This is a genomic window from Micrococcus sp. NPDC078436 (genome assembly GCF_040702705.1).
GTDB lineage: Bacteria > Actinomycetota > Actinomycetes > Actinomycetales > Micrococcaceae > Micrococcus.
On the sequence record NZ_JBFBLX010000004.1, the window covers coordinates 11,493 to 24,282 of the forward strand.

The 12,790-nt window shown below is 75.5% G+C and carries 16 protein-coding genes; 15 read left to right on the forward strand and 1 reads right to left on the reverse strand.

The annotated features are described in order from the left end of the window. The first annotated feature begins 27 nt into the window (after positions 1-27). The 8 genes from AB0302_RS03550 (at position 28) to hisF (ending at position 6,089) form a co-directional block, all read left to right on the forward strand. Positions 28-681 carry a riboflavin synthase gene (locus AB0302_RS03550; RefSeq protein ID WP_366370535.1) on the forward strand — a complete coding sequence of 218 codons (654 nt, stop codon included), beginning with the start codon at positions 28-30 and terminating at the stop codon, positions 679-681. Then, on the forward strand, positions 674-1,975 hold the full coding sequence (gene ribB, locus AB0302_RS03555; protein ID WP_366370536.1) for a 3,4-dihydroxy-2-butanone-4-phosphate synthase: 1,302 nt from the start codon (positions 674-676) through the stop codon (positions 1,973-1,975). The genes AB0302_RS03550 and ribB overlap by 8 nt, the downstream gene beginning before the upstream one ends. Beyond that, positions 1,972-2,466, forward strand: a complete 495-nt coding sequence (ribH, locus tag AB0302_RS03560; RefSeq protein WP_248116917.1) for a 6,7-dimethyl-8-ribityllumazine synthase — start codon at positions 1,972-1,974, stop codon at positions 2,464-2,466. Before ribB ends, ribH begins: the two co-directional genes overlap by 4 nt. 121 nt (positions 2,467-2,587) lie before the next feature. Beyond that, the gene (locus AB0302_RS03565; protein WP_366370537.1) at positions 2,588-3,613 is read left to right on the forward strand and encodes a hypothetical protein; all 1,026 of its coding nucleotides are present in this window, start codon (positions 2,588-2,590) and stop codon (positions 3,611-3,613) included. After that, positions 3,580-4,011: a DUF4232 domain-containing protein gene (locus tag AB0302_RS03570; protein ID WP_366370538.1), complete on the forward strand. Its 432-nt coding sequence runs from the start codon at positions 3,580-3,582 to the stop codon at positions 4,009-4,011. Before AB0302_RS03565 ends, AB0302_RS03570 begins: the two co-directional genes overlap by 34 nt. 78 nt (positions 4,012-4,089) lie before the next feature. Next, positions 4,090-4,353 carry a phosphoribosyl-ATP diphosphatase gene (locus AB0302_RS03575; RefSeq protein WP_248116922.1) on the forward strand — a complete coding sequence of 88 codons (264 nt, stop codon included), beginning with the start codon at positions 4,090-4,092 and terminating at the stop codon, positions 4,351-4,353. Between the two features lie 64 nt (positions 4,354-4,417). Next, positions 4,418-5,266: an ATP phosphoribosyltransferase gene (hisG, locus tag AB0302_RS03580; protein ID WP_248116925.1), complete on the forward strand. Its 849-nt coding sequence runs from the start codon at positions 4,418-4,420 to the stop codon at positions 5,264-5,266. A gap of 52 nt (positions 5,267-5,318) precedes the next feature. Continuing rightward, complete coding sequence (gene hisF / locus AB0302_RS03585; protein ID WP_248116927.1) at positions 5,319-6,089, forward strand: imidazole glycerol phosphate synthase subunit HisF; 771 nt, start codon at positions 5,319-5,321, stop codon at positions 6,087-6,089. A gap of 24 nt (positions 6,090-6,113) precedes the next feature. Here hisF and AB0302_RS03590 read toward each other — a convergent pair whose 3' ends face one another. Continuing rightward, positions 6,114-6,851 carry a TIGR03085 family metal-binding protein gene (locus tag AB0302_RS03590; protein WP_366370539.1) on the reverse strand — a complete coding sequence of 246 codons (738 nt, stop codon included), beginning with the start codon at positions 6,849-6,851 and terminating at the stop codon, positions 6,114-6,116. A gap of 39 nt (positions 6,852-6,890) precedes the next feature. On the opposite strand from AB0302_RS03590, the gene hisI reads away from it, so the two are divergent. The 7 genes from hisI (at position 6,891) to trpA (ending at position 12,788) form a co-directional block, all read left to right on the forward strand. Next, positions 6,891-7,268 (forward strand): phosphoribosyl-AMP cyclohydrolase, encoded by a 378-nt coding sequence (hisI, locus tag AB0302_RS03595; protein ID WP_248116931.1) that lies wholly within the window; start codon positions 6,891-6,893, stop codon positions 7,266-7,268. After that, positions 7,265-8,827: a chorismate-binding protein gene (locus AB0302_RS03600; RefSeq protein ID WP_366370541.1), complete on the forward strand. Its 1,563-nt coding sequence runs from the start codon at positions 7,265-7,267 to the stop codon at positions 8,825-8,827. The genes hisI and AB0302_RS03600 overlap by 4 nt, the downstream gene beginning before the upstream one ends. Beyond that, a complete protein-coding gene (locus AB0302_RS03605) occupies positions 8,827-9,405 on the forward strand; it encodes a Trp biosynthesis-associated membrane protein (RefSeq protein ID WP_366370542.1) in 579 nt (192 codons plus the stop codon). Before AB0302_RS03600 ends, AB0302_RS03605 begins: the two co-directional genes overlap by 1 nt. Before the next feature lie 63 nt (positions 9,406-9,468). Beyond that, the gene (locus AB0302_RS03610; RefSeq protein ID WP_366370543.1) at positions 9,469-9,816 is read left to right on the forward strand and encodes an HGxxPAAW family protein; all 348 of its coding nucleotides are present in this window, start codon (positions 9,469-9,471) and stop codon (positions 9,814-9,816) included. Positions 9,817-9,826: 10 nt separating this feature from the next. Next, positions 9,827-10,633 (forward strand): indole-3-glycerol phosphate synthase TrpC, encoded by an 807-nt coding sequence (gene trpC / locus AB0302_RS03615; protein ID WP_366370544.1) that lies wholly within the window; start codon positions 9,827-9,829, stop codon positions 10,631-10,633. Between the two features lie 29 nt (positions 10,634-10,662). Next, a complete protein-coding gene (gene trpB / locus AB0302_RS03620) occupies positions 10,663-11,988 on the forward strand; it encodes a tryptophan synthase subunit beta (RefSeq protein ID WP_366370545.1) in 1,326 nt (441 codons plus the stop codon). Continuing rightward, positions 11,985-12,788 (forward strand): tryptophan synthase subunit alpha, encoded by an 804-nt coding sequence (trpA, locus tag AB0302_RS03625; RefSeq protein WP_248116939.1) that lies wholly within the window; start codon positions 11,985-11,987, stop codon positions 12,786-12,788. The genes trpB and trpA overlap by 4 nt, the downstream gene beginning before the upstream one ends. Positions 12,789-12,790 lie beyond the last annotated feature (2 nt).

The window sequence follows — 12,790 nt, forward strand, 5'->3', positions numbered from 1 at the left end:
CCTCGCCCCCACGACCAAAGGATCCGCATGTTCACCGGGATCATCACCCACCTCGGCACGGTGCGCGCCGTCGAGCCGCGCCCCGAGCAGGACACGCTCACGCTCGTCCTGGACGCCGGCGGCGCCCTCGACGGGCTCCCCGCGGGCGGCTCGCTCGCCGTCGACGGCGTGTGCCTCACCGCCCTCCGCTCCGGGGAGGAGTCCGACGCGCTCTTCCGCGCCGACCTCATGGGGCAGACCCTCGCGATGACGAGCCTCGGGGACCGCGTCCCCGGGGACCGCGTCAACCTCGAGCGCTGCCTGCGCCCCACGGACCACCTCGACGGGCACCTCGTGCTCGGCCACGTCGACGGCGTCGGGGTGGTCCTCTCCGTCACGCCCCAGGGCGCGTGGACCACGATCCGCGTCGGCCTGCCCGCCTCGCTCGCGCGCTACGTCCCCGCCCAGGGCTCGATCGCCCTGCAGGGCGTCTCCCTCACCGTCACCGCGGTTTCCGCGCCCGGGGACGCCGAGCACTGGTTCGAGGTCGGGATCATCCCCGCCACCCTGCGGGCCACCACCCTCGGCGGGCTCGCCCCGGGGGACCGCGTCAACCTCGAGACGGACGTGATGGCCCGCTACGCCGAGCGCCTCGCCCTGATTCCCGCCACCCGCGCCGCCGAGGAGGACGCCCATGAGTGAGCACGGGAGTGAGCACATCCGCCTGGACGCCATTCCCGACGCCGTCGCCGCGATCGCCGCCGGACGTCCCGTCGTCGTCGTGGACGATGCGGACCGCGAGAACGAGGGCGACCTCATCTACGCCGCGGCCCTCGCCACCGACGCCGTCACCGCGTTCACCGTGCGGCACACCTCCGGCGTGATCTGCGCGCCGCTCCCGGGGGCCCTCGCGGACCGCCTCGAGCTGCCGCCCATGACCACCGTGAACGAGGACCCCAAGGGGACCGCGTACACCGTGAGCGTCGACGCCGTCGCGGGGACCACCACCGGCATCAGTGCCGCCGACCGCACCCGCACCCTGCGCGTGCTCGCCGGCGCGGACAGCGACCCGGCCGACCTCACCCGCCCCGGGCACGTCTTCCCGCTGCGCGCCGTCCCCGGGGGCGTGCGCGCCCGCCGCGGCCACACCGAGGCCGGCGTCGAGCTGTGCGCGCTCGCGGACCTGCCCCCGGTGGCCGCGATCGCCGAGCTCGTCCACGACGACGGCACGATGATGCGCCTGCCCGCCCTGCGCGCGTTCGCCGACGAGCACGGCCTCGTGCTCGTCTCCATCGCGGACCTCGTGGCGCATCTCGAGACGGAGAGCCCGCTGCCGGCCGACGTCGCCCCCGAGGCCACCCTGCCCACCCGCCACGGCGTCTTCCGCGTCAGCGTGCACCCCGACCCGCAGACGGGGGCGGAGCACGTGCTGCTCCTGGCCGACCCCGTGCCGGCGCCGGAGGACCCGCTCACGGTGCGCGTGCACTCCGAGTGCCTCACCGGCGACGTCTTCGGCTCCCTGCGCTGCGACTGCGGGCCGCAGCTCGAGGACGCCCTGGCGCACGCCGCGGCCGAGGGCGGCGCGGTGCTCTACCTGCGCGGCCACGAGGGGCGCGGGATCGGCCTGGCCTCCAAGATCCGCGCCTACCGCCTCCAGGAGGAGGGCCTGGACACCGTGGAGGCCAACCTCGCGCTCGGCCTGCCGGGGGAGGCGCGTGACTACGCCGGCGCCGCCCGGGTGCTGATCGAGTCCGGGCACCCGCGGGTGCGCCTCGTGACGAACAACCCCGCCAAGGTCGCGGGCCTGCGGGCCGGCGGGGTCGAGGTGGTGGAGCGCGTGCCCGCCCCCACGCCCGTCACCGAGCACAACGCCGCGTACCTGCGCACCAAGCGCGACCGCATGGCCCATGCCCTCGGGGACCGTGACCTCGGCGAACCGGCCCCCACGCCGACCCCCATGCACCCCACCCCGAGCCCCCAGGAGGAGACCGCATGAGCGGCCACGGAGCACCCCAGACCACCCTGTCCGCCCTGTCCGAGGCCGACCGCGCCACGGCCGCCGGGCTGCGCGCCGTGATCGTCGCCGCGCAGTGGCACACCGAGATCATGGACGGCCTCATCGCCGGCGCCCGCGCCGCCGCCGCGGAGATCGGCCTGGAACCGGCCCTCGTCCGCGTGCCCGGCACCGTCGAGCTGACCGTGGCGGCCGCCCGCCTGGCCGCGGACCACGACGTCGTGGTCGTGCTCGGCGTCGTGGTGCGCGGCGGCACCCCGCACTTCGAGTACGTGTGCCAGTCCGTGACCCAGGGCGTCACCGAGGTCTCCGTGCGCACCGGAGTGCCCGTCGGCTTCGGCGTCCTCACCGTGGACACCGAGGACCAGGCCCGCGACCGCGCCGGGCTGCCCGGTTCGCGCGAGGACAAGGGCCGCGAGGCGCTCGAGGCCGCCGTGCTCACCGAGCTGGCGCTGCGCGGCGCCGGGGCCTGAGGCCCGCCCGGCCGGCCGACGAGGGAGCCGCGCGCACGCCGTCCCCGGAGGCCGGCCTCCTCGGGGCCCTGCTCCTGGCGGCCTCCTCGGGGCCCTGCTCCTGGCGGCCTCCCTGGTGGTGATGCTCGCCGTCGGGGTCCATGCCGCCGGGCTCGGGCCGGACCCAGCGTTCCTCTGGGAATGCGACGACACCGGGCAGTGCGAGGATCTGTGGGCCGAGGCGCGCGAGCACGACCGCATGGTCACGCTCCTCGCCGCTGCAGCGGCCGTCACGGGGTGGTTCCTGGCCGCGGAGGGTCGGCGTGCGGAGACGGAGACCGGCGACGCCCCGACCCCCGGCGGTCCCACCCCGCAGCGTCGGGGTGTCGGCGTCCCCGTCGTGCTCGTGGGCTTCGTCGCCGGCGTGATCCTCGCGGTCTGGTTGCGGATCGGACCGGCCCTCACCGGGACCAGCGCCGGGGGACCACCAGGGAGGGACGGCCTCCTCATCGCGGCGCTCACGGGCGCCGTCGTGTCGATCCTCGTCCTCCTCGTCACCCCACGGCATGCCCCGGGGCGGCTGTGGGTGGCGGCGGTCCCGGTGATCGACCTCCTCGCGCTGCCCCTCCTCCTCCTGGCGCTCGGCCGGTCCCTCCACCTCGCGGCGGCGGTGACGGCGCTCGCGGCCGTGATCGCCGCGCTGATCGGCCGCACCTACCTCGAGGCGCACGGGCGCACGCCCCGGGATGCCCACCGCATCGCCGGTCTCGTCGCCCTGGCCCACATGGCGACCGTGCTGCTCGCCGTCCCGCTGGCCGCCGTGACGGTCGGCCTGGGACCGCTGGTCTTCGTCGTGGCCCTCCTTCCGCCCCTGCTCCACGGTCTGTGGTTCACGACTCTGGGGCGAGGCGGAGTCGACCGCGCGCCCGCGGCCCCCTGCTGCGGCCCGCCGGCACGGCGACGGGCCAGGACGGCCGTCGTCCTGCCGGCTGCCGCGGCCATCGTCCTCATGGCCGCCTGGGCCGCCTGGCCGGTGCCCGCACCCCCGGCCGACGCCACACCGCAGGCCCGGCCGGCACGCCATCCTGCGGCTCAGAGCAGCTCGCACTCACGGTCGGCGGATTCGACTCCGCGATGGGCACGTCCTCGGCGGGGATCACGGCCGTGAACACGTCGGACGCCGCCTGCGCCCTGCGGGGCCGCCCGGACGTGGAGATCGTGCAGGGCGGCGACCCGATCGGCCTGCGCCTCGCACCGATGGACGCCCGGACCCTGACGCCCACCCCGGAGCAGGCGGCCCGGGAGGACCCCGATCTCGGCGTGGTCCTGGAGCCCGGGCAGCAGGCCGTGGCCGGGCTCCTGTGGCCGGGCTACCGCACTCTGGCCGACGGGAGGACTCCGCAGGCCGTCCGGGTCGGACTCGCCCCGGGAGACGCCGCGCTCCGGGCCCTCATCGGCGTGTCCGACGAGCCGGGAGGGAGTCCGGGCCCGGCGCCCTTCGACCTCCAGGACGGCGTGCCGGGCGGAGCGGAGCTGCGCGTCGGACCGTGGACGTCGCGCCGATAGGGCACGCCGGACGGTGCTGCCGCGTCACACGAGGACGGCGACGGCGCGCCCCACCGGGGTGCCGCTAGGGTGACGGCCGTGAAGACCTTCGAAGAGCTGTTCGCCGAGCTGACCCGCACCGTGGCCGAGCGCCCTGAGGGCTCCCACACGGTCGCCCGTGTGGACGCCGGCGTCCACGCCATCGGCAAGAAGGTCGTCGAGGAGGCCGCCGAGGTCTGGATGGCGTGCGAGCACGAGTCCGACGACGCGGCGGCCATGGAGATCTCGCAGCTGCTCTACCACCTGCAGACGATGATGATCGCCAAGGGCCTCACCCTCGAGGACGTCTACCGCCACCTCTGAGCGGGACCGCGCGACGACCTCGCGCGTCCCCGCCGCCCGCCTGAACCCCCCACGAGGAGAGACCGTGCTGCGCATCGCCGTCCCCAACAAGGGCGCCCTGTCCGAGGCCGCCCGCGAGATCCTGCTGGAGGCCGGCTACCGCCAGCGGCGCGACTCCCGGGAGCTCGTGCTCGTCGACCCGGAGAACCAGGTGGAGTTCTTCTACCTGCGGCCGCGCGACATCGCGGTGTACGTCGGCCAGGGCACCCTCGACGTCGGCCTGACCGGCCGAGACCTGTTCTGCGACGCGCAGGTGGGAGACACCGCCGAGGAGGTCATGGCGCTCGGCTTCGGGAGGTCCGTGTTCCGCCTGGCCGCGCCGGTCGGCGCGTTCAGCGCGGCCGGCGAGCTCTCGGGCAGGCGCATCGCCACGAGCTACGACGGCCTGCTCACGGCGTACCTCGAGCGGACCGGCCTGGACGCCACCGTCGTCCACCTCGACGGCGCCGTCGAGTCCTCCGTGAAGCTCGGCGTGGCGGACGCGATCGCCGACGTCGTGGAGACCGGCAACACCCTGCGTGCCGCGGGCATGGAGGTCTTCGGCGAGCCGATCCTCGACTCCGAGGCGATCATGATCGGCCGCCGGGGCGCCCAGCCCGAGGGCCTCGACGTGCTGCTGCGCCGCCTCAACGGCGTCCTCGTGGCCCGCCGCTGGGTGATGATCGACTACGACATCCGCCGCGAGCTCCTGGACCGCGCCACCGCGGTCACGCCGGGACTGGAGTCCCCGACCGTCTCCCCGCTGCGCGACGAGTCGATGGTGGCCGTGCGCTCCATGGTGCGCAAGGGCGACGCCAACCGCGTCATGGACGAGCTGTACGACCTCGGAGCCCGCGGCATCCTCATCTCCGCCATCCACGCCATCCGCCTCTGACCCCCTCGGACCACACGGTCCGCACCCCCGTCGGCCTCGAAGGAGCCCCGCCATGACCGTCGCCGTCCGCGTCATCCCCTGCCTCGACGTCGACGCCGGGCGGGTGGTCAAGGGCGTCAACTTCGAGGACCTGCGCGACGCGGGCGACCCGGTCGAGCTCGCCCGCCGCTACAACGCCGCGGGGGCGGACGAGCTCACGTTCCTCGACGTCACCGCCTCCACCGCGGACCGCGCCACCACGTACGACGTCGTCACCCGCACGGCGGAGGAGGTCTTCATCCCGCTCACGGTGGGGGGCGGCGTCCGGACCGTGGACGACGTCGACCGCCTCCTGCGCACCGGTGCGGACAAGGCCTCGGTGAACACCGCCGCCGTCGCCCGCCCTGCGCTCATCACGGAGATCACCCGGCGCTTCGGCTCCCAGGTGCTCGTGCTCTCCCTCGACGCGCGGCGCACGCAGGACCCCGCGTGTGCGTCCGGCTACGAGGTCACCACCCACGGCGGGCGCACGGGCACCGGCATCGACGCGGTGCAGTGGTGCCGGGAGGCGTCCGAGCGCGGCGTGGGGGAGATCCTGCTGAACTCGATCGACGCGGACGGGACGCGGGCCGGCTTCGACCTCGAGATGATCCGCGACGTCCGGGCCGTGACCCGTGTGCCGCTGATCGCCTCGGGCGGCGCGGGGGAGCCTGCCCACTTCCCGGAGGCGGTGGCTGCGGGGGCGGACGCGGTGCTGGCCGCGTCCCTGTTCCACTTCGGCCCGGACGACATGCTCGCCCGCGTCAAGGACGCGCTGCGCGCCGCGGGGCACGTCGTCCGCTGAGGGGCACGGACCACCCCGCGCGGCTCAGGCCGCGCCGGTGACGCGGTCCGTGGTCACGAGCGCGGCGCGGCGTCGCCCGTGCGCGTGCAGGACGAGCTCGCCGGCGGCCCCCGTGACGCGCACGCTCACGCCGTCCTCGCCGGGCCGGCGCGCGACGACGGGCGCGTTGTCCACGCGCGAGGCGGGCCGGGGCCGGCGGGCGAGCACGATCCCGGTCTCGGCCCCGCGGTAGAGGAGCCGCGCGCGACCGCGCAGGCGGGTGTAGAGCATGTCCGCGTAGGCGTCGGCGAGGATGCGCGGGGCCCAGCGCTCCTGCGCACGCCGCACGTCCTCGGTGTGCACGAAGAACTCGAGCAGCTGCACCTGGCCGGCCACGCGCCGTCCCGGGGCGGTCCGGCGGGCGGCCGCGGCCAGCCCCCGCAGCCGGGCCGCGACGCGGGGACCCTCGCCGTGCGCGCGCAGGGGTCCGCGCGCCACCAGCGCGACGAGCTCGGCGTAGCCCTCCTCGGAGGCGTGGGCGTCGCCGAGCTCCTGCGTGAGCTGGGCGAGCCGACGGCGGGCGACCCCGGGCAGGACGATCCCGGCGGCCGAGGGGGAGGTCTCGCGCAGGTGCACGTGGGCCGCCAGGTGCTCCGTGCGCCAGCCCTCACACAGCGTGGGCGCCCCCGGGCCCGCGGCGAGCAGCGCCTCCACCAGCGCGGCGCGCGAGGCCACCGCGAAGTCGGTGGCGGTGTGCTGCGCGGCGGCGGGGGTCTCGGCCATGGCCTCCACGCTACACGCGGCTCCCTAGAATGGACCTCCATGAGCACCCCCCAGACCGCCGGCCTCCCGGAGTCCCTGACCTTCGACGACCGGGGCCTCATCCCGGCCATCGCGCAGCAGCACGACACGGGCGAGGTGCTCATGATGGCGTGGATGGACGAGGAGTCCCTGCGTCTCACCCTCGAGTCCGGATGGGCCACCTACTGGTCCCGGTCCCGCGGGAGGCTGTGGCGCAAGGGCGAGAGCTCGGGCCACCGACAGCGCGTCCTCGCCGTCAGCGCGGACTGCGACGGCGACACGCTCCTGCTGCGCGTCGACCAGACCGGGCCCGCGTGCCACACCGGCACCGCCAGCTGCTTCACCGACCGCCGGATCGCGGACCTGACGGGCCGCACCCCCGAGGAGGACGCCCGATGACCCGCCCCCACGCCTCCGACGCCACCCCCGACCGCGCCGAGTTCCTGCGCCTGGCGGACACCGCGCGCGTGATCCCCGTGGTGCGCACCGTGCTCGCCGACGGCCTCACGCCCCTGGCCATCCACCGCCGCCTCGCCGCATCGCGTCCGGGCACCTTCCTCATGGAGTCCGCGTCCCAGGGCGCCGCGTGGTCCCGCTACAGCTTCATCGGCGCCGGCTCCGCGGCCACCCTCACGGCGCGCGACGGCGAGGCCCACTGGCAGGGCACGCCCCCCGAGGGGCTGCGCCGCGAGGGCCCGGCCCTCGAGGTCCTCGCCGACTCCCTGCGCCTGCTGCGCACGGACGTCCGGGACCGGGTGGGGGTGTCGCTGCCGCACCTGGTCTCGGGGCTCGTCGGCTTCCTGGGCTGGAACACGGTGCGCTCGTGGGAGCACCTGCCGCACCCGCCCGAGGACCACCTGCGCCTGCCCGACCTCGCCATGAACCTCGTCACGGACCTGGCCGTGCACGACGCGGTGAACGGCACCGTCACCCTCATCGCGAACGCGATCAACGGCAACGGCCTCGCCACCGGGGCCGAGCAGGCCCACGACGACGCCCTCGAGCGGCTGGACGCCATGGTCGAGCGGCTCCGCACGCCCGTGCCCGAGCCCGTGAGCGCCGTCTCCCGCCGCTGGCTGGACGCGTCCGCGGAGGACGTGGCGGCGCAGGCCGAGGACCGCTGGGGGGCCGAGGGCTTCCGAGCCGCCGTCGGGAAGGCCCAGCAGGCCATCCGGGACGGCGAGGTCTTCCAGGCGGTGCTCTCCCGCCGCCTCTCCGTGACCACGGACGTGAGCGGGGAGGACGTGTACCGCGTGCTGCGCACGGTCAACCCGAGCCCGTACATGTACCTCTTCTCCTTCGAGACGCCCGAGGAGGAGCCGTACGAGATCGTCGGCTCCTCGCCCGAGGCCCTCGTCACCGTCCAGGACCGGCGCGTCGTCACGCACCCGATCGCCGGCTCGCGCCGCCGCGGGGCGAGCGCCCAGGAGGACGCGCGCCTCGGCGAGGACCTGCTCCACGACGAGAAGGAGCGCGCCGAGCACCTCATGCTCGTGGACCTCTCCCGCAACGACCTCTCCCGGGTGTGCGAGGCCGGTTCCGTGGCGGTCACCCAGTTCATGGGCCTGGAGGCGTTCAGCCACATCCTGCACCTGGTCTCCCACGTGGAGGGGCGCCTGCGCGACGACGTCGACGCCCTCCAGGTGCTGCGGGCCGCCTTCCCGGCCGGCACCCTCTCCGGAGCCCCCAAGCCGCGCGCGCTCCAGCTGCTGGACGAGTGGGAGCCCACCGAGCGCGGGCCGTACGGCGGAGTCGTCGGCTACTTCGACCTCGCCGGCAACATGGACATGGCCATCAACATCCGCTCCGTGACCCTGCACCGCGGACAGGCCCACGTGCAGGCGGGTGCCGGGATCGTGGCGGACTCCGACCCGCGGGCCGAGGCCGCCGAGACGGTCACCAAGGCCACCGCCCCGCTGCGTGCGGTGCTCGCGGCCGCCGAGCTGGAGGAGGCGTGATGCGCCGCCGCACGGCGGTGCTCCTCGCCCTCGCCTCCGGCGCGCTGGTCCTCGCGACCGCGGGGCAGACCTGGGTCGAGGCGTCGGGCCTGACGGGTGGGACGGCCGACCACGCGCGGGCCGTGGGCGCCTCCGCGGCGCCCGTGGCGACCGCGATGGCCGTCGTCGTGATGGCCGGGGCGCTCGCCCTGACCACGGCCCGCCGGGTCGGCGCCGTCGTCGTGGGCCTCCTGACGGTGCTGGCCGGCGTGGTCATCGCCTCGTCCGCCGTCGTCGCCGCCCTGGACCCGGTGGCGACGGCGACCCCGGCGGTCGCCGCCGTCACGGGCACCACCGCTGACGCCGCCTCCTACGCCGTGACCGTGTGGCCGTGGGTGTGCGCGGCGGCCGGCGTCCTGGCCGCCCTCACGGGGGCGGCCGCCCTGGCCTCGGCCCGCTCATGGCGCTCCGCCCGCCGCTACGACGCGGCGGCCGGCACTCCCGCCGGCGCCCCCGCGGGCGCGACGGCCGCACCCGCCGCGACGGTGGACGAGATGGACGCGTGGGACGACCTCTCGCGCGGTCACGACCCGACCTGAGCGGCGTCCCGTGGCACAATGAGGGGCAGTCGTCATGCACACCACGTCGAGTGAGGGACACCCATGAGCCACACCGAGACCACCACCACCTCCGGCACCCGCCGTCGCGACCTGCGCGAGGAGCGCGTCGCGGACCGCGGCGTCGACGCGGGGATCGTCGTCACCGAGGACGGCCGCGTGCTGGGCGACCCCACGCACGCGGAGGTCCCGGACCACGGCAACACCCCGGGCGGCTGGATCATGGCCGGTCTCGGCGTGCTCGGCGTCCTCGCCGGCTGCATCGGTGCGCTCACCGACCTGCAGATCCTCATCTGGATCGGCCTCGCCATGCTCGTGATCGGCGGCATCGTGGGCTTCGTGTCGGCCAAGGGCCAGTCGGCCCGGCCCGACTCCGCCCGCCGCGGCCACTGAGGCCCGCTCCGTGAGCGTCCTCGACGACATCGTCGAGGGAGTCCGCGAGGACCTCGCCGAGCGCCGCCGATCGCTCCCTCAGGAGCGGCTCGCGGAGCTCGTCGCGGCCGCCCCGGCCCCCCTCGACGCGCACGCGGCGCTGACCGGCGGCCGCACCGACCCCGCGGGGATCCACGTGATCTCCGAGGTCAAGCGCGCCAGCCCGTCCAAGGGGCACCTCGCCGACATCCCCGAGCCCGCCACCCTGGCCTCCGCCTACGAGCGCGGGGGAGCCTCCGCCGTCTCTGTGCTGACCGAGGCCCGACGCTTCGGCGGCAGCCTGGCCGACCTCGACGCCGTGCGCGCCGCCGTCGCCCTGCCCGTCCTGCGCAAGGACTTCACGGTGGAGGAGTACCAGGTCCACGAGGCCCGCGCCCACGGGGCGGACCTCGTGCTCCTCATCGTGGCCGCCCTCGACGACGCACGCCTGCGCGGCCTCCTGCAGCTGACGGAGTCGCTCGGGATGCACGCCCTCGTCGAGGCCCACACCCCCGGGGAGGTCGAGCGCGGCGTGGCCGCCGGCGCCCGGATCCTGGGCGTGAACGTGCGCAACCTGAAGACCCTCGACATCGACCCGGACCGCTACGCGGCCCTGGCCGCCGGGCTCCCCGAGGACGTCGTGCGCGTCGCCGAGTCCGGCGTGGAGTCCGAGGAGCAGATCCGCTCCTACGCGGCCGCCGGCGCCGACGCCGTCCTCGTGGGCGAGGCCCTCGTGCGCCACGGCCACCCCGAGGCGGCGCTGCGCGCGTTCCGCGCCGCCTCCCTCACCGTCCGCTGACCCCCCCGACCGAAGGAAGTGGTCCGCCCATGAGCGCGGAGCGATCCAGCACCCAGCCGTCCATCGAGTTCGAGGGCGTGTTCCAGGGCCTGCCGGGCCCGTACTTCGGCCGGTACGGCGGGCAGTGGATGCCCGAGTCCCTCATGGCGGCGCTCAAGGAGGTCACGGAGACCTACGACGCGGCGCGCCGGGACCCGGCGTTCGAGGAGGAGCTGCGCGGCTACTTCCGGGACTACGTCAACCGGCCCTCGCTGCTCACCGAGGTGCCGCGCTTCGCGGCCGAGTCCCCGGGCGTGCGCATCTTCCTCAAGCGCGAGGACCTCAACCACACCGGCTCGCACAAGATCAACAACGTGATCGGCCAGGCGCTGCTGGCCCGGCGCATGGGCAAGACCCGCCTGATCGCGGAGACCGGCGCCGGCCAGCACGGCGTGGCCACCGCCACCGCGGCCGCCCTCTTCGGGATGGAGTGCACCGTGTACATGGGGGAGGAGGACACGCGCCGCCAGGCCCTCAACGTGGCCCGCATGCAGATGCTCGGCGCGGAGGTCATCCCCGTGACCATCGGCGCCCGCACCCTGAAGGACGCCATCAACGAGGCGCTGCGCGACTGGGTGGCCTCGGTGGACACCACGCACTACCTGATCGGCACCGTCACCGGCCCGCACCCCTACCCCACCATGGTGCGGTACTTCCACTCCGTGATCGGGGACGAGGCCCGCGAGCAGGTCCTCGCCCAGACCGGCCGCCTGCCCGACGCCGTCGCGGCGTGCGTGGGCGGCGGATCCAACGCGATGGGCCTCTTCCACGGGTTCCTGGACGACGAGGGCGTGGAGCTGTACGGCTTCGAGGCCGGCGGCGAGGGCCTCGAGTCCGGCCGCCACGCCGCCTCCATCACCCTGGGCCGCACCGGCGTGCTGCACGGCGCCCGCACCTACCTGATGCAGGACGAGGACGGGCAGACCATCGACTCGCACTCGATCTCCGCGGGCCTGGACTACCCCGCCGTGGGCCCCGAGCACGCCTTCCTGCACGACACCGGCCGGGCCGCGTACGAGCCCGTCACCGACGCCGAGTGCATGGCCGCGTTCCAGCGGCTCACCCGCACCGAGGGCATCCTCCCGGCGATCGAGTCCGCCCACGCCCTGGCCGGCGCGCTGCGCCTGGCCCGCCGCTGGGCCGACGAGGGCCTCGTGGGCGCGGACACCGCCGAGGGCGAGGAGCGGATCATCGTGGTCAGCCTCTCCGGCCGCGGCGACAAGGACGTGGCCACGGCCGCGGCCTGGTTCGGCCTCGGGGAGGCGGACGAGCAGAAGGACCCGCTGGACGAGCTGACCCCGGGAGAAGAGCAGTGAGCACCGACGTGACCTCCAAGACCGCCGCCGCGATCGCTGCCGCCCGCGACGCCGGGCGCACCGCCCTCGTGGCCTACCTGCCCGCCGGCTACCCCTCCGTGGCGGACTGCGTGGAGGCCGCCGTCGCCCTCGGGGAGAACGGCGCCGACGTGATCGAGATCGGCCTGCCCTACACCGACCCGGTGATGGACGGCCCCGTCATCCAGCGCGCCACGGCCGCCTCGCTCGCCGCCGGCTTCCGGGTGGCGGACGTGTTCGAGATCGTGCGGCAGGTGACCGCCCGCACCGACGCGGCCGTGCTCGTCATGACGTACTGGAACCTCGTGGACCGGATGGGCGTCGAGGAGTTCGCGGGCCGCCTGGCCGCGGCCGGGGGAGCGGGGCTCATCACGCCCGACCTCGTGCCCGAGGAGGCCGGGGAGTGGTTCGAGGCCTCGGACCGCCACGGCCTGGACCGCGTGTTCCTCACCGCCCCCTCGTCCTCGCCGGAGCGCGTGCGCCTCACGGTGGAGGCCTCGCGCGGGTTCGTCTACGCCGTCTCCGTGATGGGCGTCACCGGCGCCCGCGACCAGGTCTCGGACGCGGCCGAGGCGGTCGTCCGGGCCGCCCGCGAGGCCGGTGCCGAGCACGTGTGCGTGGGCCTGGGCGTCTCCCAGGCCGAGCATGTCCGCGAGATCGGGGCGTTCGCGGACGGGGCGATCGTGGGGACCGCGCTGGTGCGCGCCCTCACCGACGGCGGCCCCGAGGCCGTCGCGGCCCTGACGCGCGAGCTGGCCGCCGGCACCGTGCGGGAGGCCTGAGC

Bases quoted from the DNA above. Each gene is read 5' to 3' on its own strand.
- AB0302_RS03605 (WP_366370542.1), top strand. From the start codon at position 8,827: ATGCGCCGCCGCACGGCGGTGCTCCTCGCCCTCGCCTCCGGCGCGCTG.
- AB0302_RS03600 (WP_366370541.1), top strand. From the start codon at position 7,265: ATGACCCGCCCCCACGCCTCCGACGCCACCCCCGACCGCGCCGAGTTC.
- AB0302_RS03590 (WP_366370539.1), bottom strand. From the start codon at position 6,851: ATGGCCGAGACCCCCGCCGCCGCGCAGCACACCGCCACCGACTTCGCG.
- ribB (WP_366370536.1), top strand. From the start codon at position 674: ATGAGTGAGCACGGGAGTGAGCACATCCGCCTGGACGCCATTCCCGAC.
- hisI (WP_248116931.1), top strand. From the start codon at position 6,891: ATGAGCACCCCCCAGACCGCCGGCCTCCCGGAGTCCCTGACCTTCGAC.
- AB0302_RS03565 (WP_366370537.1), top strand. From the start codon at position 2,588: ATGCTCGCCGTCGGGGTCCATGCCGCCGGGCTCGGGCCGGACCCAGCG.
- trpB (WP_366370545.1), top strand. From the start codon at position 10,663: ATGAGCGCGGAGCGATCCAGCACCCAGCCGTCCATCGAGTTCGAGGGC.
- AB0302_RS03610 (WP_366370543.1), top strand. From the start codon at position 9,469: ATGAGCCACACCGAGACCACCACCACCTCCGGCACCCGCCGTCGCGAC.
- hisF (WP_248116927.1), top strand. From the start codon at position 5,319: ATGACCGTCGCCGTCCGCGTCATCCCCTGCCTCGACGTCGACGCCGGG.
- AB0302_RS03550 (WP_366370535.1), top strand. From the start codon at position 28: ATGTTCACCGGGATCATCACCCACCTCGGCACGGTGCGCGCCGTCGAG.
- AB0302_RS03570 (WP_366370538.1), top strand. From the start codon at position 3,580: ATGGGCACGTCCTCGGCGGGGATCACGGCCGTGAACACGTCGGACGCC.
- ribH (WP_248116917.1), top strand. From the start codon at position 1,972: ATGAGCGGCCACGGAGCACCCCAGACCACCCTGTCCGCCCTGTCCGAG.